Source organism: Brachybacterium rhamnosum (assembly GCF_039526185.1).
GTDB classification, from domain to species: domain Bacteria; phylum Actinomycetota; class Actinomycetes; order Actinomycetales; family Dermabacteraceae; genus Brachybacterium; species Brachybacterium rhamnosum.
Window position 1 is genome coordinate 371,581 of sequence record NZ_BAAAIS010000001.1, and the last position, 18,328, is coordinate 389,908.

Here is an 18,328-nt window from a genome sequence, read left to right on the forward strand (position 1 = left end):
TGGGGACGGAGGGCCGTTGGGGAGGAACGATCGGATGCCGCGTCAGGGCAGCGAGATGTCCGGCTTGGACAGCTCCTCGATGTTCACGTCCTTGAAGGTCACCACGCGCACGGACCGCACGAAGCGGTGGGAGCGGTAGATGTCCCACACCCAGACGTCCGCGAGGCGCAGCTCGTAGAAGACCTCGCCGCCCGCGGAGCGCACCTGCAGATCCACCTGGTTGGCGAGGTAGAAGCGGCGCTCCGTCTCGACCACGTAGGTGAAGAGGCTGACGACGTCGCGGTACTCCCGGAAGAGCTGAAGCTCGAGATCCGACTCGTAGTTCTCGAGGTCCTGACTGTTCACTCTCGCTCCTCCACGCCGGTCCCGGGATCAGGGTCGTCCCACAGTACGCCAGTGAGAGGGGCCTGCCTCACCGGAGCCTGGACGCGCGCCGACGACCGGACCGGAGCGGGGGCAGGTGACCGGGCGGGCTTCGGCGCGGAGCCCAGGCGCCAGCTACGGCGGTGGTGGTCACTCGCACCGAGGGCGTCGATCGCCTCCCGGTGGGCGGCGGAGCCGTAGCCCTTGTTCCCCGCCCAGCCGTAGGCGGGCAGCTCCTCGTCCAGCGCGACCATGTGGGCGTCCCGCGCGACCTTCGCGACGACGCTCGCCGCGGCGACGCTCGCGCAGTCGCGGTCGGCGCTGACCTGCAGCGCGATCCGCGGGACGTGCCCGCCGCGGGAGACGAGCGCGGGGGTGAGCACGTCGGCGTCGCCGTCGAGCAGGATCGCGTCGATCCGTGCGCCGTCGGGGAGCTCGAGGCCGTCCAGCGCTCGCAGCGCGGCCCGGGTGAGGGCCGTCATGATGCCCGCCTCGTCGATCTCCGCGGCGCTCGCCCAGCCGGTCGCGACGGCGAGGGCGCTCTCGCGGATCGGCTCCACGAGCGCCTCGCGGCGACGCGCGGTGAGGCGCTTGGAGTCGCGGACCCCTGCGGGTAGCGGCGTGATCTCGCCGTCCACGGCGCGCACGGCGCAGGCGCCGAGGGTCACGGGGCCCGCGAGGGCGCCGCGGCCCACCTCGTCGATGCCGACGACGATCCGCTCCCCCGGGCCGCAGGCGGCGGCGAGGGCGCGCTCGACGTCGAGAGTGGGGACGACGGCCGGGCCGGCCGGGCTCACGGCTGGTCGGGGACGTCGGAGAAGGCGTCGTGGCCGTCGTTCAGACCCGTCCAGCGGCTCGCGGGCCAGAAGACGACCTCGGCGGTGCCGGTGACGTCGTCGAGGGGGACGAAGCCGTCCTCGCCCTGGATCTCGTGCCAGGCCGAATCGGCGGAGGCGTGCCGGTTGTCGCCCATGACCCACACCTTCCCCTCGGGCACCGTGACGTCGAAGGCGCCCTGGCAGGCGGTGGTCGCCGGGTTGATGTAGGGCTCGTCGAGGGCGACGCCGTTCACCTCGAGCTGCGAGTCCGCGGACTCGCAGACGACGTGGTCGCCCGGGAGGCCGATGAGGCGCTTGACGAGGTGGTCCTGGGAGGGATCCGGTGCGAGGCCGACGAGGCTCAGCAGCATCATCAGACGCACCCGCGGGGTGGGGTCCTCCGTCGCGTCCCCCTCGACCCAGTTCCCCGGGTCCGCGAAGACGACGACGTCGCCGCGCTGGAGGTCGAAGACCCCGGGGGTCAGCTTGGAGACGAGGATCTTGTCGTTCGTCTCGAGGGTGGGGCTCATCGACTCGGACGGGATGTAGAACGGCTGGATCAGGAAGGTCTTCACGAGCACCGCGATGACCAGTGCGACCGCCATGGTGACGACCATGTCGAGCCAGAGCGGCATCCGTCGGCGCTCGCGGGCCGCCCGCGGGGCGCCGGCGCGGTGGGAGTGCTCGGCGTCGCCGTGCGCCTCCGGGGAGGTCACGTCGCTGCGGGGTTCATCGGGCTCGTTCATCACCGCGATCCTAGCCGCGGTTCCTGCATGGCCCCGCCGCGCCACGGCGAGGGACACCGCGTGACCCGATCACCCCGGTCAGAGCGCGCCGCGGCGCGAGAGCGGCCAGGCGATCGCGTCGACGCTCCCCACGACCCGCGAGACGGGGATCATCCCGCCGCCGGGCGCGCCGAGCAGGTTCCGCGAATCCGTGGAATCGCCCCGGTTGTCGCCGAGCACGAACATGCGCCCCTGGGGCACCTCGAGGTCGAAGGGGATCTCGCTCGGGACGGTGCCCGCGGGGAGGTACGGCTCCTCGAGCGCCTCCCCGTTCACCGTGATCGCCCCGGCGTCCGTGCAGCAGGTGACGCGGTCACCGCCCACGGCGATCACCCTCTTCACCCAGAAGCGGCCGCTCGCCCCGGCGCCGTCGGTCCCGAAGTAGCCGGAGCCGTCGAACACGACGACCTGGCCGCGCTCGGCGGTGTCGCGGTCGGAGCGGTCCGCGAGGATCAGGTCGCCGGGCTGCAGGGCGGGCTCCATCGAGGCCGAGGGCACCGTGAACGGCTGGGCCACGAACTGGCGCACCAGCAGGGCGCCGAGCAGGAGCAGCACGACGAGGACGGCGGCGACCGCCACCGTGAGGTGGGATCGCCGCCGTCCGTCGTGGACCTGATCGGTCACCGGGAGAGCCGTGGCTCAGGAGTGCTCGCGCTTCTCCTTGATGCGGGCCTTCTTGCCGGTGAGCTTGCGCAGGTAGTACAGCTTCGCGCGGCGCACGTCGCCGCGGGTGACGACCTCGATCTTCTCGATGGTCGGGGCGTGCACGGGGAACACGCGCTCCACGCCGACGCCGAAGGAGATCTTGCGGACCCGGAAGGTCTCGCCCACGCCGTGGCCCTGGCGGCCGATGACGTAGCCCTGGAAGACCTGGACACGGGAGCGGTTGCCCTCGATGACCTTCACGTGGACCTTGACGTTGTCACCGGCGCGGAACGCGGGGATGTCCTCGCGCAGGGACGCCTTGTCGAGCTCGTCGAGCTTCTGCATCGTTCTTCTCCAGCCCTCCGCCTCAGGTCGGACAGCATGTTCGCGGGTCTCCCGGGACGGGGGACCGTGATGAACCATCGATCCGGCGAGGGGCGGACCCCTCGTGCCGGTGTGCTGGGCCTCTGGCGGCGACTCCCATCGCCACGGACCTGCCCGGCCGCTTCCTGCGCCCCTCCCCTGAGGCAGGGGGGCGCGCGACACGCACGAGGACCCATTGTGCCAGCGCACACGGGCCGCGGCAAGCATCGGGCCCGCCGATCACGCTGGTCAGCGGGCGGTCACCGTGTCGGCTTGGTCACGGCCCCGGCGTCGCCGCGCCGCTCGGACGCCTCGAGGAGGTCCGGCCGGCGCTGCGCGGTGCGGGCGAGGGACTGCTCGCGCCTCCAGGCGGCGATGCGGCCGTGGTCCCCCGAGAGCAGGATCTCCGGCGCCTCGCGGAGGGTGCCGTCGGGATCCGTCCAGGACGCCGGACGGGTGTACAGCGGGTACTCGAGCAGGCCCTCCGAGTGGGACTCCTCGACGAGGCTCTCCGCGTTGCCGACGACGCCCGGCACCAGGCGCACGATCGCCTCGGTGATCGCGAGCACCGCGACCTCGCCGCCGTTGAGGACGTAGTCGCCGAGGCTCGCGAGGGCCACCTCGACGCCGCCGTCCGCGAGATGCTCGTAGACGCGCTCGTCGATGCCCTCGTAGCGCCCGCAGGCGAAGACGATCCAGTCCCGCCCCGACCACTCCTGGGCGGTCGCCTGCGCGAAGGGCGCCCCGGCCGGGTTCGGGAAGACGACCAGCGGGCGTGCCTGCTCGCCCAGCTCCGCGCGGCCCGCGGCCTGCACGGCCGCGAAGGCCTCCGCCCACGGCTCGGGCTTCATGACCATGCCGGCGCCGCCGCCGAGCGGCGTGTCGTCCACGGTGCGGTGGCGGTCGTGGGTGAAGTCCCGCAGCTGGTGGACGTGGAGGTCCACGATCCCCTCGCGACGGGCCTTCCCGATCAGCGAGAGCTCGAGCGGGGCGAGGTACTCCGGGAAGAGCGTGAGGACGTCGATGCGCACGGGTCAGCCCCGACCGGCTTCGTCATCGACGTCGGCGGGCAGCTCCTCGAAGAGGCCGCCCGGGGGGTCGGCGATCACCACACCGGACTCGAGGTCGACCTCCGGCACGAGCTCCTCGACGAGCGGCAGTTGCACGCGGGCGCGCTGAGGGGTGCGCACCACGAGCAGGTCCTGGGCCGGGTAGTGCTGGACGTCGACGACGGTGCCCAGCTCGCGACCGTCCACGTGGCGCACCGCGAGGCCCGTCAGCTGATCGGGGTACCAGGCGTCGGGGTCCTCCTCCGCCTCGACCTCCTCGTCGACGGTCATCGGGAGCTCGACGCCGCGCAGCGACTCGGCGTCGGTGCGGTCGGCGACCTCGTCGAAGCGCACGTACCAGCGGTCCTGCTGGCTGCGCACCGAGGCCACGGTGAGCGTGCGCTCCCCTCCCGCGGTCACCGCGGTGAAGACGGCGCCGGGGACGATGCGCTCCTCGGGAACGTCGGTGCGCAGGATCAGCCCCACCTCCCCGCGCAGTCCGTGGGCGCGGGCGATCGTCGCGACGATGACCTCTCGGGTGCTCATGCGGTTCCTCCGTCGGAAGGGTCGGGGTCCGTGCCCGCGAGCGGGTCGGGGACGTCGTAGCCGGCCGCGGTGCAGGCCGCGCCGAGCTCGGTGAGGGGGTCGTGGAGCCCGGGCGAGTCGAGGTCTCCCTGCAGCGCGTCCTGGAAGGGGGTGCGCACCTCCCGCAGCGCGGCGGCGACCGCGGGATCGTCCACGGCGACGCTCTGCGCGGTGAGCAGGTCGGAGGCCTCGGCGACCTCGGTCGCGGCGCTCGTGGGGACGGCCTGCGGGGAGGCGCCGGCGATCGCGGTCAGGTGCGGGGCGACCTGCTCGCGGTCCGCGAAGACGCTCAGCGTGCTGGGGGCCGTGAAGGTCTCCGCGCACACGAGCGCCGCGGGCTTGGCGCCCTGCTGGCCGAGGCCGGCGGCCCAGGTGGCCGCCGTCGAGTCGGGGGTGCAGGACTCGGCGAGACCCTGCCAGGTGACCGCGAAGGTGTCGAGGTCGGCGTGCTCCCCCGGGGCGGGAGCGGTGCGCAGCCAGGTCGCGACGTCGGCCGCGGCCCCACGGGTGTCCTCCGGGGCGTCGGCGAAGGCGGTCTCGACTCCGCTCGCGACGGCGGTCGCCGGGCTGCCGTCGGAGGGGCCGTCATCGGTGGAGGTGATCACGGCGGCGCCCTGGAGAACGCGCCAGGCCGGGGCCTCGTGGTAGTCGGCGTCCCCGAAGAAGCGTGTGCACGCGGCGGTGCGGGACGGGTCCGTGGAGGGACCGGTGCTCACGGCCCCCGCGTCGGAGCCGCCGGTCGCGCCGACGGGGTCGCAGCCGGAGATCAGCGCGGCCGCGGTGAGGACGGCGAGCGTCCCCGTCACCGTCCGGGAGAGCGAGGCCCTCCGGCCGGGCAACGCACGAGAGCGGCATCGCCGGGCGGACCCGGCCATGCCGCTCTCGTGAGAGGGGTGAGGCACCTCAGCGCCGGTCGACGTCGACGATGTCCACACGCACGTCATCGTCCGACAGCGCCGCCGTGACGGTGCGCAGGGCCCGGGCGGTGCGGCCCGAGCGCCCGATCACGCGACCGAGGTCGGCGGGACCGACCCGCACCTCGAGCAGCGGACCGCGACGGGTGGACTTCTCGGTCACCTGGACTTCGTCGGGGCTGTCGACGATCCCGCGGACCAGATGGTCGAGGGCTTCGGCGCGGGAGCTCATCTCAGGCCTCGTCGGCGGCGGCCGCGGCGTCCTCGGTGGACTCACCCTCGGCGGGGGCCTCCTCGGAGCCGGCCTCGACCTCGTCGGCGGCCGCGGGGGCCTCCGCCTCGGCCTTGGCCTTCTTCGCGCCCTCACGGGACGTGGAGGCGGCCTTGTCGGCCTCCGCGATGAGCTCCTCGGCGGACTTCTTCGCCTCCGCGGTCTTCAGGGTGCCGGCGGCGTCGCCCTCACCCTTGAACTTCTGCCAGTCGCCGGTGATCTTCAGCAGCGCGGCGACCTGCTCGGTGGGCTGCGCGCCCACGCCGAGCCAGTAGAGCGCACGCTCGGACTGGATCTCGATGAACGAGGGGTTCTCGGTGGGGTGGTACTTGCCGATCTCCTCGATCACGGCACCGTCGCGCTTCTTGCGCGAATCGGCCACCACGACGCGGTAGAACGGTGCACGGATCTTGCCCATGCGCTTCAGACGGATCTTGACAGCCACGTGTGTGGACTCTCCTTCGGGATGTTCGGGTGAGTCCCGCCGCTGCCTGTGGGGTATGCGGGCGCTGACGGTGCTCGGGGTGCTGTGCCGCGACGGGTAGAGGGCCGGTCGCGGCGCATACAGGGAGTGATTATGCCAGCTCGCCCCCGACCGGTTCCACCCGGGAGGGATGTGCGGCGGGGCACAGCGCTCCGCCGCTCCCCCGCACCCGGTCAACCGGCGATCGCATCGACGAGCTGGTTGACGCCGAGCACCACGAACAGCAGCGTCACGACGCCGAGGACGATGTTCCCCAGCGGGCGGTTGCGCCAGGCCGCGGGCATATGCCGGGAGTTCATGAGCACGAGCAGCGTGATCGCGAGGAAGGGCATGAAGAACGAGCCCAGCACGCCGTAGGCGATGATCACCTGCACCGGCTTTCCGAGCAGCAGCAGGAGCATCGGCGGGAAGGTGAGCCAGAGGATGTAGAAGCGGTAGTAGCGCCCGCCGATCTGCCGGTCCGGATGCCCCTCCTCCTTGCCGCGCACGTGGCCCCAGAAGTCCGCGAACATGATCGAGACGCCGTTCCAGACGCCGAGCACGGAGGAGAACGACGAGGCCCAGAACCCCAGCAGGAACACCCAGCTGAAGGCGGTGCCGTAGCGCGCGGCGAGCACGTCGGAGAGGTCGAGCAGACCGCGGTCGCCCTCGTCGATCGCGACGCCGGAGGAGTACAGCAGCTCCGCACCCACGATCAGCATCGCGACGACGAAGACGCCGGAGATGACGTAGGCCATCGCGTTGTCGATCCGCATGACCTTCATCCAGCGCGGCGTGGACCAGCCCTTCTCCGCGAGCCAGTAGCCGTAGGCGGCGAGCGTGATCGTGCCGCCGACGCCGCCCGCGATGGAGAGCGTGTAGAGCAGGCCTCCGTCGGGGATGCGCGGGACGAGCCCGCCGATGATCTGCGGGATGTTCGGCAGGGTCACGACGGCGGCGCCGACGACCGTGAGGAACATGATGCCGACGAGCACCGCGACGAGCTTCTCGAGCCGGTGGTAGCGGCCCATCCAGACGAGCGCGGCGCCGATCAGGCCCGAGAGGATCGCGTAGACGATGAAGGGCATGTCCGCGATCCAGCCGACGTCCCCGAGTCCCGGCAGCTGCGGGACCAGCGCCGCGAGCGGCAGGGCGGAGGCGCTCATGGCGGTCGCCCCGTACACGAAGCCCCAGATCATGATGTAGGGCCCGAAGTACCAGGAGGTCCAGCGGCCCACGCGCCGCCAGCCCTCGAAGATCGTGTGCCCGGTGGCGAGGGTCCAGCGGCCCGCGCCCTCGACGAGCACGATCTTGATGATCACGCCCGCGACGGCCGCCCACAGCAGGGCGTAGCCGTAGCGGGAGCCCGCGACGAGGGTCGCGACGAGGTCGCCCGCGCCGATCCCGGTCGCGGCGACCACCAGGCCGGGGCCGATGAGCTTCCAGCGGGGCGGGGGCATCGTGTCGGTCCCTCCGGTGGTCGGGCCGGGGTGCGCTGCGTCGTCGGAGTGCATCCCTGCACGCTACCGTGCCCCGGGCTCAGGCCACGACGCGACCTGCGAGGACGACGTGGCGGCGCTCGCGCAGCACCCGGTGGTCGGTCCGCGGGTCGCCGGGCAGGACGAGCAGGTCCGCGGGGTCGCCGTCCTCGAGGCCGGGCACGCCCAGGTAGGCGCGCGGCGCCCAGGTGGCCGCGTCGAGGATCGCGGCGGCGTCCAGCCCGCAGGCGGCAAGGGCGTCGAGCTCGTCGTGGATGATGCCGTGGCCGAGCACTCCCCCGGCGTCGGTGCCGGTCAGCAGCTGCACTCCGGCGTCGTGCGCGTCGCGAGTGCGCTCGTGACGGGCCGCGCGCAGGCGCCGCATGTGGGCGGCGTAGGCGGGGAACTTCCGCTCGCCCTGGCTCGCGTACGTCTCGAACTCGTCGACGTTCACGAGCGTGGTGACGACCGGGACGCCGGCCGCGGCGGCGCGGGAGATCGTCCCCGCGGTGAGGCCGGTCGCGTGCTCGAGGCAGTCGAAGCCGGCGTCGAGGACGAGCGGGAGCGTCTCCTCGTCGAAGGTGTGGGTGGTGATGCGGGCGCCGTGGGCGTGCGCGGCCTCGGCGGCGGCCCGGAAGTCCTCCCCGGACCAGGTGGGCGTCAGGTCCCCCACGCCTCGGTCGATCCAGTCCCCCACGAGCTTCACCCAGCCGTCGCCGCGCTCCGCCTCGGCGGCGACCGTCGCGGGCAGGTCCTCGGGGTCCACCTCGTGGGCGTAGCCGATGAGGTAGCGGCGGGTGCGGGCCACGTGCCGGCCGGCGCGGATGATCCGCGGGAGGTCCGTCTCCCCCTGCAGGGGTGCGGTGTCGGTGATCGATCCGGCGTCGCGTATCAGCAGCACCCCGGTGTCGCGGTCGGTGCGGGCCTGCGCCCTGGCCTCGTCGAGGCTCGTGGCAGTGCCCTCGTCGCTGATGCCGATGTGGCAGTGCAGGTCCGCGAGGCCGGGGACGACGACGCCGTCGATCTCCCGGATCTCCGTCCCGGCGGGCAGCTCGGGGCGCTCGTGGTGGATCCTGCCTCCGACGACCCAGGCGCCGCCGATCTCCTGATCGGGGCCGGTCAGGACCGGGCCCGTGAGGTGGAGGACGGTGTGGTCCGGCGCCTGCCGTGCGTAGGACGGGCTCTCCGTACCGGGGCGGAGCCCGGCGGAGAAGGCCTCACGGGCGGCGTGTGCGGAGCGTGCTTCGGTGCGCATGCCCCGAGGCTAGCGACTCCCGCCGCCCGGAGGCGCCGACGGGCTCAGCGGCCGCCGAGCAGCTTCTGCATCTCCGGCGGGAGCTGGCTGGGGTCGAAGTCCGCCACGTCCTGGCCGGACGGGGCGCCGCCGCCGAAGGCGGATCCGCCCTGGCCCTCGCCGGACCTCGCCTTCTTCGCGGCCTCGGCCTGCTCGCGGGCGGCCTTCGCCGGGTTCTTCGACTTGGCCTTCTTGGCCTGCTTGGGCGCCTGCTGCTTGCCGCGGGACTTCTTGCCCATGCCCATGCCGGGGCCGCCGGGCATCCCCGGCATGCCGCCGCCGGCCATGCCCTTGCCCATGGTGCGCATCATCTGCTGGGCCTGCTTGAACCGCTCGAGGAGCTGGTTGACGGCCTGCACGGTGGTGCCGGAGCCCTTGGCGATGCGGTTGCGGCGCGAGCCGTTGATGATCTTGGGGTCGTTGCGCTCCGCGGGGGTCATCGAGCGGATCATCGCCTCGATGCGGTCCACCTCGCGCTCGTCGAAGTTGTCCAGCGCCTCGCGGTACTGGCCCATGTTCGGCAGCATGCCCAGCATCTTCTTGATGCTGCCCATGTTCTTGATCTGCTGCATCTGGGTCAGGAAGTCGTCGAGGGTGAAGTCCTCGCCGCTCGCGAGCTTCTTCGCAGCCTTCTCGGCCTCCGCCTGGTCGAAGCTCTTCTCCGCCTGCTCGATGAGGGTGAGCACGTCGCCCATGTCGAGGATGCGGTTGGCCATGCGGTCCGGGTGGAAGCGCTCGAAGTCCTCGAGGCCCTCACCGGTGGAGGCGAAGAGGATCGGCCGCTCGGTGACCCCGGTGATCGAGAGCGCCGCACCGCCGCGGGCGTCGCCGTCGAGCTTGGAGAGGACCACGCCGGAGAAGCCGACGCCGTCGCGGAACGCCTCGGCCACGCGGGCGGCGTCCTGGCCGATCATCGCGTCGACGACGAACAGGGTCTCGTGCGGGTTGACGGCGTCGCGGATGTCCCGCGCCTGCTGCATCATCTCCTCGTCGATGCCGAGGCGGCCCGCGGTGTCGACGATGACGACGTCGTGCTGCTGGAACTGGGCGGTGGAGACGCCGTTCATGGCGACGAGCACGGGGTTGCCCACGCCGTTGCCGGGCTCCGGCGCGAAGACCGGCACGCCGGCCCGCTCACCGACGATCTGCAGCTGGTTGACGGCGTTGGGTCGCTGGAGGTCCGCCGCGACGAGCATCGGCGTGTGGCCCTCGGACTTCATCCAGCGGGCGAGCTTGCCCGCGAGGGTCGTCTTGCCGGCGCCCTGGAGGCCCGCGAGCATGATCACGGTGGGCGGGTTCTTGGCGAAGTGGAGCTCGCCGGTGGCGCCGCCGAGGATCTGTACCAGCTCGTCGTTGACGATCTTGACGACCTGCTGGGCCGGGTTGAGGGCCTTGGAGACCTCCTCGCCCAGCGCGCGCTCGCGCACCCGGGCGGTGAACTCGCGCACCACCGGGACGGCGACGTCGGCGTCCAGCAGGGCGCGGCGGATCTCGCGGACGGTCTTGTCGACGTCGGCCTCGGTGAGACGGCCGTGACCGCGCAGCCCCTTGAGGCTGGCGGTGATGCGATCGGAGAGGTTGTTGAACACGAAGAGCTTCCCCTAGGTCGTGTGGACCGCCCCAGTGTAGTGGCCATGCCCGGGGAGACCGAGGCGCACGGTGCCCGCGGAGTCGAGGGACACAGGAGCGCCCTCGCGCCTGGTGCCCGTCGCCGGCGGCCCGTGGGGGCGTGATCGCCCTGGAGCTGGAGGGGGAGGGCGCGAGGTGCGGCAACCGGGCGGCGCCGGGTCCGACGGTTGGCCGTCGCCGATGTCACGCCGTGCATCGGCCTGGTCCGCCGCCCCTCCGACCGTCGGGAGCGGTCAGGACCGGTCGGCCGGCGCGTCTCCCTCGTCGGACGCCGACGGGGTGAGCGTGATCGTCCCGCTGTCCAGGAACGACGATCCCGCCGTCGGGTCGACGTGCTCCGTCGCCCCGGACTCGTAGGCGATCTCGATGCCGTCGGCCCGCTCGTTCTGCCCCGGGAACACCTCGGGCAGCGACGGTGCGCGCCGCAGCCGGGGCCTCCGGCTCTCCTGCTCCTGCATCGCCGACCGCCTCCTCGCGATGGTCCGTCCCGTGCCCAGGACCCTACCCCCGGGGAGCTGCTCCCCGGGGACGGGAGCCCGATCAGGTCGCGGCGGCGTCCATGAGGCCGGCGATGATGCGGCCGACGGTCGGCGCGTCCAGCGCGCGACCCCGCTCGTCGGTCAGGTACAGCACGTCGATCGCGCGCTGACCCAGCGTCATCACGTGCGCGCTGCGCAGCTGCAGGCGGTGCACCGTGATCGTCTCCGCGACGTCCGCGAGCAGGCTCGGACGGTTGCGGGCGTTGACCTGCACGACGGTCGCCTCGCTCGAGGCGCCCGGCAGCAGGGTGACGACGGGCGTGTCGTCCGTGGTGCGGGGCGGCGGGGCGGGCGGCAGCTCGAGCACGCGGGCGTCCGCCCGGTCGCGGTGCTTGAGCTCCCGATCCAGCGCCTGGCGCAGCACGGTGGGGTGCGGGAGGTCCTCCTGCGTGCCGGAGACCCACCAGGTGTTCACCGCGATCCCGTTCATCGTGACGACGACGGCGCTGCGCACGTCGATCCGCTGGCGGGCGAGCACACGCGCCATGGCCGCGAACACGCCGGCACCATCGGGCGCGCCCAGGCAGATCTGCGAGATCGGCTCGTCCTCGGTGGGCGCCGGGTACAGCACCTGCGCGCTGCCGCTGCGCTCCACGGAGGCACGCACCGCCTCCTGCACCGAGCGCTGCGGCGTGAGCAGCAGGCGCGGGGCGGGAGAGCTGCCCGTGAGGGCGTCCCGGGCGAGGTCCGTGAGGTGGTCGACGAGGGTCGAGCGCCAGGTGGACCAGGCGGCGGGGCCGGCCGCGATGGCGTCCGCCTCGGTGAGCGCGCGGAGCAGCTCGAGGATCGTCGGGTCGAAGCGGATCTTCGTCAGCAGGTCCTGGAGCGTCGCCGGATCGGCGAGGTCGCGGCCCGTCGCGAGCGCCACGAGGGTCAGGTGCTCACGCACGAGGGTCGTGATGGTGCGCGTGTCCGTCTCGTCGAAGCCGAGGTGACGGGCGGCGGCCTCCGCGAGCGGAGCACCCTCCGCGGCATGGTCGCGGGCGTCGGCCCGCTTGCCGAGGTCGTGGACGAGCGCGGTGATGAGCAGGAGGTCCGGTCGGGCGACCTTCGGCAGGAAGCGCTGGACCTCCTTGACCGTCTCGATCTGGTGGCGGTCCACGGTGAAGCGGTGCACCGCGGAGCGCTGCGGGCGGTTGCGCACGTCGTGCCAGCCCGGCACCCAGCGCTCGAAGATGCCCTTGACGTCGAGGGCCTCGTAGACGTCGGCGATGTGCTCCCCTGCGAGGGCGTCGACGAACACGTCCCGCTGGGCGGCGGAGAGCGGACGCTCGGGGCTCTGGGCGATGCGGTCCAGGGTCGCGTCCGCGAGCGGCAGGCCCGTGGTCGCGGCGTGACGGACCGCGGCGAGGTCTCGCAGCGGGTCGGTGCCGCGCGGGTCCACGGAGATCTCCCCCGCCTGCACGATCACACCGTTGCCCACGCGCGTGATCGCGGGCCGGCGCTCGGAGCCCTGGCCGCGGGTCGAGGAGCCGCCGGGGGCGACGGCCGCCTCCGCGGCGCGGATCGTGCGGTGCAGCTCCCAGCTCACCGCGCGGGCGGCCTCGGCGAGCACCGCGAGGTGGTCGTCCGCGGTGGCGTGGCCGGTGAGCGCGGCGACGGCGTCCTGGTCAGCGCGGCCCAGCCGCGTCCCGGACTTCCCGGTGACGGCCTGCAGCGCGTCCCGGGCGTCGAGCAGGACCCGGGCGGCGGAGTCGACCACCGCGTGGTCGTGGTCCGCGAGCCAGCTCTCCGCGATCGCGCGGATCACGGTCACGTCCCGCAGGCCGCCGCGATCGGACTTGAGGTTCGGCTCCGTGGAGTGGGCGAGGGGGCCGTACCGGTCGGAGCGGTCGTGGGCGAGGTCCACGAGCTCACCGATGCGGCGTCGCGCCCCGCGCCGCCACTGCCCGCGCACGCGGTGCGCGGCGTCGTCCACGAGCTCCGCCTGCCCCGCGACGAGCCGCAGGTCCAGGAGGGAGATCGCGGCGCGGAGGTCCTCACGGGCCACCTGCTCGCACTCGAGCGGGCTGCGCATCGCATGGTCGAGCGAGGTGCCGGAGTCCCAGATCGGGTACCACAGGGCGCTCGCGAGCCGGGCGGACTCCTCGGCGCTCATCACCTCGGTGTCCACGAGGAGCACGAGGTCCAGGTCGCTGCCGGGGCCCAGGTCGCGCCGGCCCAGCGAGCCGATCGCCGCGAGCGCCGCGCCGGACGCGGGGGCGCCGGCCCCCTGCCAGAGCTCGATCAGCCAGGAGTCGACGAGCGACGCCTGATCGAGCCTGCGCTGGGGGCCGGCGGTGGGATCCGCGAAGCCGGCGTGGAGGACCTGGGTCAACCGGCGGCCGGGGAGCTCCTCAGAGGGCATCCGCGTCCCGCTCACCGGTGCGGACACGGACGACGGTGCCGACCTCGGTGGTCCACACCTTCCCGTCGCCGATGCGGCCGGTGCGGGAGGAGGCGACGACGAGGTCGATGATGTCCTTCTCGTCGGCGGGATCGGCGAGCACCTCGACCTTCACCTTGGGGATGGTGTCGATCGTGTACTCCGCGCCCCGGTAGACCTCGGTGTGACCGCCCTGGCGGCCCCATCCGGCGACCTCCGTGATGGTCAGACCGCTGACGCCGTACTCGCGCAGGGAGTCGGTGACCGCCTGCAGGGCGTGCGGCTGGATGATGGCGGTGATGAGCTTCATCGGGCGTCTCCTGCGGTGGCGGGCTGCGGGTCCTCGGTGGTCGACGGGGTGGGCGCCGAGCCGGTCGGCGCGGCGGGGGCCGCCGGTGCCGGGGCGATGCGGTCACGCCGGGTGATCAGCGAGCTGCCCAGATCGTATCCGGACTCCGCATGGTGGGTGATGTCGATGCCGGCGGCCTCGTCGGCCTCGGAGATCCTCCAGCCCATCGTGTACTTCAGGGCCAGGGCGATCACCAGGGTGAGCACGCCGGAGAAGACGAGCGCGGAGGCCGCGACGAGGATCTGCACCAGCAGCAGGCTCACGCCGCCGCCGAAGATCAGGCCGCCGTCGGAGGCGAGGACGCCGATGAGCACGGTGCCCACGAGGCCGCCCACGAGGTGGACGCCCACGACGTCGAGCGAGTCGTCGATGCCGAAGCGGTACTTCAGGCCCACGGCGAGGGCGCAGGCGATGCCGGCGACGAGACCCAGGACGATCGAGGTGACCGGGTTCAGCGCGGCGGCCGCCGGGGTGATCGCGACCAGACCGGCGACGACGCCCGAGGCCATGCCGAGGCTCGTCACGTGGCGGTCGCGGATCTTCTCGATGAGCGCCCAGCCGAGCATGGCGCCCGCGGTCGCGACGGTCGTGTTGACCCAGGCGAGGCCCGCGGTGCCGTCGGCCGTGCCGGCGGAGCCGGCGTTGAAGCCGAACCAGCCGAACCACAGCAGCGCGGCGCCGAGCATGACCAGCGGCAGGTTGTGGGGCTTCATCGGCTCCTTGCCGAAGCCCTTGCGGGCGCCGACGACGATCGCGAGGACGAGGCCCGCCATGCCGGCGTTGATGTGGACCACGGTGCCGCCGGCGAAGTCGACGGGCTCCGCGATCGAGGCGAAGATGCCGTCGGCGCCGAGCAGGCCGCCGCCCCACACCATGTGCGCGAGGGGTGCATACACGACGAGCACCCACACGAGCGCGAAGACCATCCAGGTGCCGAACTTGACGCGATCGGCGATCGCGCCGGAGATCAGCGCGGTGGAGATGATCGCGAAGGTCATCTGGAACCCGGCGGCGACGAGGAAGGGCACGCCGCTCCCGGCGAGGATCGACTGCTCGTCGGTGCCGGAGAGGCCGAGGAACTCGAGCGGGTTGCCGAAGAGCCCGCCGATGTCGCTGCCGAAGGCGATCGAGTAGCCGCCGAGGACCCAGGCGATCGCGACGACGGCCATCGCCCCGAAGGACATCAGCATCATGTTGAGGACGGTGCGCGCACGCACCATGCCTCCGTAGAACAGGGAGAGACCGGGGGTCATCAGCAGCACCAGGGCGGCACTGACGAGGATCCACGCGGTCGCCCCCGTGTCGAGGGTGAAGGGCTCCATGTCGGCTCCAGATTGTTCAGTGGGCGGTGCCGGCGCGCCTGCGCACGGACCGTCCGACCGGATCGGTCGTGTGTCTCATGGTGTGAGCACTGCCGAGATTCGCCTATGCCGAGAGGGCGCCGTGATCATTCCGTGATACGACGATCCGGACGGTGGACACGACGGGGTCTCCCCGGGGCCCCGGAGCCCGGGGGACGAGGAAGGGCCGGTGCGCGCCCCTGGCCGGGGACGCGCACCGGCCCTCGCCGGATCCGTGGCTCAGTCGCCCAGCAGGGCGTCCACGAAGGAGTAGGTGTCGAAGGGGGTGAGGTCGTCCATCCCCTCGCCGAGGCCCACCATCTTCACGGGCACGCCGAGCTCGCGCTGCACGTTGACGACGATGCCGCCCTTCGCGGTGCCGTCGAGCTTGGTGAGGACGATGCCGGTGATGTTCACGGCCTCGGAGAACACGCGCGCCTGCTGCATGCCGTTCTGCCCGGTGGTGGCGTCGATGACGAGCAGGACCTCGGCGACCTGGTCGCCGTGCAGGCCCTTCTCCGCGACCCGGCGTACCTTGCCGAGCTCGTCCATGAGGCCCTTCTTGTTCTGTAGGCGCCCCGCGGTGTCGATGATGACGACGTCGACGCCCTGGTCGATGCCCTGCTTCACGGCGTCGAAGGCGACGGCGGCGGGATCGGCGCCGTCCTTGTCCGAGCGCACAGTGTCGACCCCCACGCGGGAGCCCCAGGTGGCGAGCTGGTCCGCGGCGGCGGCGCGGAAGGTGTCCGCCGCGCCGAGGACGACGCTGCGCTCCGCGGCCACGAGCACGCGGGCGAGCTTGCCGACGGTCGTGGTCTTGCCGGTGCCGTTGACACCCACCATGAGGATGACGGAGGGGACGGTCTCGCCGTCCGGCGCGGTGCGCACGGTCGCGGCGATCCGGCGGTCCAGCTGCGGGTCCACGAGGCCCACGAGCTCCTCGCGGAGCACCTCGCGCACGGCGGCCGGGTCCTCGGTGCCGAGCACCTGGATGCGGCGGCGGAGGTTCGCGAGCAGCTCGTCGGTCGCGTCGGGGCCGAGGTCCGCGAGCAGCAGCGTCTCCTCGATCTCGTCCCAGGTGGACTCGTCGACGGTGGAGCGGGTGAGCAGCCCGAGGATGCCGCGGCCGATCGAGCCGGAGCGGGAGAGCCGGTCGCGGAGGCGGACCATGCGGTCCTGCGGGGCCTCGGGGGTCTCGATGACCGCGACCGACGGGCGCTCGGTGGTGGGGGTGCCGGCGACGTCCTCGACCGGGGCGGACTCCTCGGCCGACTCCTGCGCGGAGGGCTGCGCGGCAGGCTCCGCGGCATCGGGCTCGACGGCCGCCGTCGCGGGCTCCGCCGCGGTGGGCGCGTCGGCGCGGGTCGCCTCGTCGCCCGCCGGTGCGGCGGTCTGCTCGGGCGCCTCGGCGGTCGGGGCGTCCTCGGTGGGGGCGGCGGCGGTGTCCTCGGCGGGCGGCGCCGCGGGCTCGGCCGGTGCGGAGAGCGTGTCCGCCCAGGTGGGCGCCGCGGGGCGCTCCTTCGTGGCGGTCGGCGCCCCGGTCGAGCCGGTGCCCTCGGGGCCCTGCTGGTCGTCCGTGCCGGCATCGGGGCTCTTGCCGCCCCGGCCGCGCAGCACGGCCCAGGCGCCGGCGCCGATCACCAGGAAGACGCCACCGCCTCCGGCGATCAGGGCGAGGATGTCGTTCGGATCCACGGGTCACCTCCGAGGTCGGGGAAGCCGGTCGAAGCGGCGGGCCAGCGGCCAGTCTAGGCGGCGGTCCCCGGGAGGCGTCCCGGACCCGGGATCAGGAATCCGCGGTCCCCGAGCGTCCGGAGACGTCCGTGCGGGAGGTGCGCGAGCTGTGACGCGCGGCGGAGCGGCGCTCCGCGCTCGCCTGGAAATACGCGGCAGGATCCCCGTCGCGGTCACCGCGCAGGTTGGGCAGCGCGACGGCGGCGAGGATCACCAGGGCCACCACCAGGGCGACCAGGAGGAAGACGACGGTCACCAGCGTCATGGTCATTCCCACATTGTGCACGCCGAGCCCGCCCGTGACCGGGAGATCCGGGCGGGCGCGGCGCAGTGCGACGGAGTTCTCATCGCTCGGTGGGCGCCGGAGCGCCCGGGACGGGGCGGATCAGCCCAGCTCGGGGAACCAGATGCCGATCTCGCGAGCGGCGGACTCCTCGGAGTCGGAGCCGTGCACGAGGTTCTGGATGACGGGGAGGTCCTGCTCGCGGGCGAGGTCGCCGCGGATGGTCCCCGGGGCGGCGGCGGTGGGGTTGGTCGCCCCGGCGAGGGAGCGGAAGCCCGCGATGACCTCGACGCCCTCGACGACGAGGGCGACGAGCGGGGCGGCGCCCATGTACTCCACGAGGCCGGGGTAGAAGGGCTTGCCCTCGTGCTCGGCGTAGTGGGCGGCGAGCTCCTCGGCGGTGGCGGTGCGCTGGGCGAGGGCGACGATGTCGTAGCCCTTCGCCTCGATGCGACGGATGATCTCCCCACGCAGGCCGCGCTGGACGGCGTCGGGCTTGAGCAGGACGAGGGTGCGCTGTGCGGTCATGGCACCAGGGTACCGGCGACGCGGACTGGGACGGCCGACGCCCCTCCCCCGACGCCGGGCGCCGAGGGGACGGAGCTCAGCGGTCGGCGTCCTCGGCGCCGTCGGCCCCGCGCTCGGCGAGGAACCGGGCGTCCACGGCGTCCTTCTCCGCGTCGAAGCGGTGCCCCGCGAACAGGCCGTAGACGTAGAGCAGGGCGAAGAAGGTGCCGACCACCCACATCAGCCCCACCTGGAGCCCCAGCAGGATGACGGGCACCTGCAGCGCGACGCCCACCAGGTAGGGCCACGCGCCGCGCCGCAGCAGGCCGCCGCAGGCGACGAGCGCGAGCACGGTGAGCAGACCCCAGGTCCAGGTGAGGGCGCGCTCGTCCGGCACCAGCTGGTGCGCGACGAGGACGGCGAAGAACACGACGACCGCCTCGACGGTGAGCGTCGTCGCGGCGAACATGCGCTGGGCGCCGTGCGCGCGCCCCGAGGGCGCGAGCGCGGCGAGCGGGGAGCGGCGGGGCGCGCCGGCGGTGCGATCGGCCATG

21 protein-coding genes are annotated in these 18,328 nt (G+C 73.2%); all 21 read right to left on the reverse strand.

The genetic code is table 11. From position 1 onward, the window contains the following. Positions 1-42: 42 nt before the first annotated feature. The 21 genes from ABD080_RS01715 to ABD080_RS01815 all read right to left on the reverse strand — a co-directional run bounded on the left by ABD080_RS01715 (position 43) and on the right by ABD080_RS01815 (position 18,327). Positions 43-345, reverse strand: coding sequence for a DUF2469 domain-containing protein (locus ABD080_RS01715; RefSeq protein ID WP_137771291.1), 303 nt, complete (start codon positions 343-345; stop codon positions 43-45). Further along, positions 342-1,160 (reverse strand): ribonuclease HII, encoded by an 819-nt coding sequence (locus tag ABD080_RS01720; RefSeq protein WP_137771292.1) that lies wholly within the window; start codon positions 1,158-1,160, stop codon positions 342-344. Before ABD080_RS01720 ends, ABD080_RS01715 begins: the two co-directional genes overlap by 4 nt. After that, positions 1,157-1,927, reverse strand: a complete 771-nt coding sequence (gene lepB / locus ABD080_RS01725) for a signal peptidase I (RefSeq protein WP_137771293.1) — start codon at positions 1,925-1,927, stop codon at positions 1,157-1,159. The genes ABD080_RS01720 and lepB (ABD080_RS01725) overlap by 4 nt, the downstream gene beginning before the upstream one ends. A 78-nt stretch (positions 1,928-2,005) precedes the next feature. Further along, positions 2,006-2,590 carry a signal peptidase I gene (gene lepB / locus ABD080_RS01730; RefSeq protein ID WP_240811145.1) on the reverse strand — a complete coding sequence of 195 codons (585 nt, stop codon included), beginning with the start codon at positions 2,588-2,590 and terminating at the stop codon, positions 2,006-2,008. A 15-nt stretch (positions 2,591-2,605) separates the two neighbouring features. After that, on the reverse strand, positions 2,606-2,956 hold the full coding sequence (gene rplS, locus ABD080_RS01735) for a 50S ribosomal protein L19 (RefSeq protein ID WP_103385149.1): 351 nt from the start codon (positions 2,954-2,956) through the stop codon (positions 2,606-2,608). Between the two features lie 278 nt (positions 2,957-3,234). Beyond that, positions 3,235-4,005, reverse strand: a complete 771-nt coding sequence (gene trmD / locus ABD080_RS01740; RefSeq protein ID WP_137771294.1) for a tRNA (guanosine(37)-N1)-methyltransferase TrmD — start codon at positions 4,003-4,005, stop codon at positions 3,235-3,237. Between the two features lie 3 nt (positions 4,006-4,008). Further along, a complete protein-coding gene (gene rimM, locus ABD080_RS01745) occupies positions 4,009-4,569 on the reverse strand; it encodes a ribosome maturation factor RimM (protein WP_137771295.1) in 561 nt (186 codons plus the stop codon). Next, a complete protein-coding gene (locus ABD080_RS01750) occupies positions 4,566-5,414 on the reverse strand; it encodes a hypothetical protein (RefSeq protein WP_343903412.1) in 849 nt (282 codons plus the stop codon). The genes rimM and ABD080_RS01750 overlap by 4 nt, the downstream gene beginning before the upstream one ends. Before the next feature lie 97 nt (positions 5,415-5,511). Continuing rightward, positions 5,512-5,754, reverse strand: a complete 243-nt coding sequence (locus ABD080_RS01755) for an RNA-binding protein (protein WP_137771297.1) — start codon at positions 5,752-5,754, stop codon at positions 5,512-5,514. A gap of 1 nt (position 5,755) precedes the next feature. Beyond that, positions 5,756-6,238, reverse strand: coding sequence for a 30S ribosomal protein S16 (gene rpsP, locus ABD080_RS01760; protein ID WP_137771298.1), 483 nt, complete (start codon positions 6,236-6,238; stop codon positions 5,756-5,758). Between the two features lie 212 nt (positions 6,239-6,450). Continuing rightward, complete coding sequence (locus ABD080_RS01765) at positions 6,451-7,770, reverse strand: Nramp family divalent metal transporter (protein WP_377827218.1); 1,320 nt, start codon at positions 7,768-7,770, stop codon at positions 6,451-6,453. Positions 7,771-7,795: 25 nt separating this feature from the next. Next, positions 7,796-8,989: an amidohydrolase family protein gene (locus ABD080_RS01770; protein WP_343903413.1), complete on the reverse strand. Its 1,194-nt coding sequence runs from the start codon at positions 8,987-8,989 to the stop codon at positions 7,796-7,798. 44 nt (positions 8,990-9,033) lie between these two features. Continuing rightward, entirely contained in the window at positions 9,034-10,617 is a 1,584-nt protein-coding gene (ffh, locus tag ABD080_RS01775; protein ID WP_343903414.1) for a signal recognition particle protein, read from the reverse strand. Between the two features lie 273 nt (positions 10,618-10,890). After that, positions 10,891-11,115 (reverse strand): hypothetical protein, encoded by a 225-nt coding sequence (locus tag ABD080_RS01780; protein WP_343903415.1) that lies wholly within the window; start codon positions 11,113-11,115, stop codon positions 10,891-10,893. An 82-nt stretch (positions 11,116-11,197) separates the two neighbouring features. After that, complete coding sequence (locus ABD080_RS01785) at positions 11,198-13,543, reverse strand: [protein-PII] uridylyltransferase family protein (RefSeq protein WP_137771303.1); 2,346 nt, start codon at positions 13,541-13,543, stop codon at positions 11,198-11,200. Further along, positions 13,533-13,871: a P-II family nitrogen regulator gene (locus ABD080_RS01790; protein ID WP_137771304.1), complete on the reverse strand. Its 339-nt coding sequence runs from the start codon at positions 13,869-13,871 to the stop codon at positions 13,533-13,535. Before ABD080_RS01790 ends, ABD080_RS01785 begins: the two co-directional genes overlap by 11 nt. Next, on the reverse strand, positions 13,868-15,232 hold the full coding sequence (locus ABD080_RS01795; RefSeq protein ID WP_343903416.1) for an ammonium transporter: 1,365 nt from the start codon (positions 15,230-15,232) through the stop codon (positions 13,868-13,870). Before ABD080_RS01795 ends, ABD080_RS01790 begins: the two co-directional genes overlap by 4 nt. Before the next feature lie 258 nt (positions 15,233-15,490). Further along, entirely contained in the window at positions 15,491-16,945 is a 1,455-nt protein-coding gene (gene ftsY / locus ABD080_RS01800) for a signal recognition particle-docking protein FtsY (RefSeq protein ID WP_137771306.1), read from the reverse strand. Between the two features lie 91 nt (positions 16,946-17,036). Further along, positions 17,037-17,255 carry a hypothetical protein gene (locus ABD080_RS01805; RefSeq protein ID WP_137771307.1) on the reverse strand — a complete coding sequence of 73 codons (219 nt, stop codon included), beginning with the start codon at positions 17,253-17,255 and terminating at the stop codon, positions 17,037-17,039. Between the two features lie 114 nt (positions 17,256-17,369). Next, the gene (gene ndk, locus ABD080_RS01810) at positions 17,370-17,795 is read right to left on the reverse strand and encodes a nucleoside-diphosphate kinase (protein WP_137771308.1); all 426 of its coding nucleotides are present in this window, start codon (positions 17,793-17,795) and stop codon (positions 17,370-17,372) included. A 76-nt stretch (positions 17,796-17,871) separates the two neighbouring features. Then, a complete protein-coding gene (locus tag ABD080_RS01815; RefSeq protein WP_343903417.1) occupies positions 17,872-18,327 on the reverse strand; it encodes a DUF4233 domain-containing protein in 456 nt (151 codons plus the stop codon). Position 18,328: the final 1 nt, after the last annotated feature.

What these genes read in the sequence shown, in the direction of transcription:
- lepB (WP_137771293.1), bottom strand. Translation starts at nt 1,927, where the DNA reads ATGAACGAGCCCGATGAACCCCGCAGCGACGTGACCTCCCCGGAGGCG.
- rplS (WP_103385149.1), bottom strand. Translation starts at nt 2,956, where the DNA reads ATGCAGAAGCTCGACGAGCTCGACAAGGCGTCCCTGCGCGAGGACATC.
- rimM (WP_137771295.1), bottom strand. Translation starts at nt 4,569, where the DNA reads ATGAGCACCCGAGAGGTCATCGTCGCGACGATCGCCCGCGCCCACGGA.
- ABD080_RS01755 (WP_137771297.1), bottom strand. Translation starts at nt 5,754, where the DNA reads ATGAGCTCCCGCGCCGAAGCCCTCGACCATCTGGTCCGCGGGATCGTC.
- ABD080_RS01765 (WP_377827218.1), bottom strand. Translation starts at nt 7,770, where the DNA reads ATGCACTCCGACGACGCAGCGCACCCCGGCCCGACCACCGGAGGGACC.
- ABD080_RS01770 (WP_343903413.1), bottom strand. Translation starts at nt 8,989, where the DNA reads ATGCGCACCGAAGCACGCTCCGCACACGCCGCCCGTGAGGCCTTCTCC.
- ABD080_RS01780 (WP_343903415.1), bottom strand. Translation starts at nt 11,115, where the DNA reads ATGCAGGAGCAGGAGAGCCGGAGGCCCCGGCTGCGGCGCGCACCGTCG.
- ABD080_RS01785 (WP_137771303.1), bottom strand. Translation starts at nt 13,543, where the DNA reads ATGCCCTCTGAGGAGCTCCCCGGCCGCCGGTTGACCCAGGTCCTCCAC.
- ABD080_RS01790 (WP_137771304.1), bottom strand. Translation starts at nt 13,871, where the DNA reads ATGAAGCTCATCACCGCCATCATCCAGCCGCACGCCCTGCAGGCGGTC.
- ABD080_RS01795 (WP_343903416.1), bottom strand. Translation starts at nt 15,232, where the DNA reads ATGGAGCCCTTCACCCTCGACACGGGGGCGACCGCGTGGATCCTCGTC.
- ABD080_RS01805 (WP_137771307.1), bottom strand. Translation starts at nt 17,255, where the DNA reads ATGACCATGACGCTGGTGACCGTCGTCTTCCTCCTGGTCGCCCTGGTG.
- ndk (WP_137771308.1), bottom strand. Translation starts at nt 17,795, where the DNA reads ATGACCGCACAGCGCACCCTCGTCCTGCTCAAGCCCGACGCCGTCCAG.
- ABD080_RS01815 (WP_343903417.1), bottom strand. Translation starts at nt 18,327, where the DNA reads ATGGCCGATCGCACCGCCGGCGCGCCCCGCCGCTCCCCGCTCGCCGCG.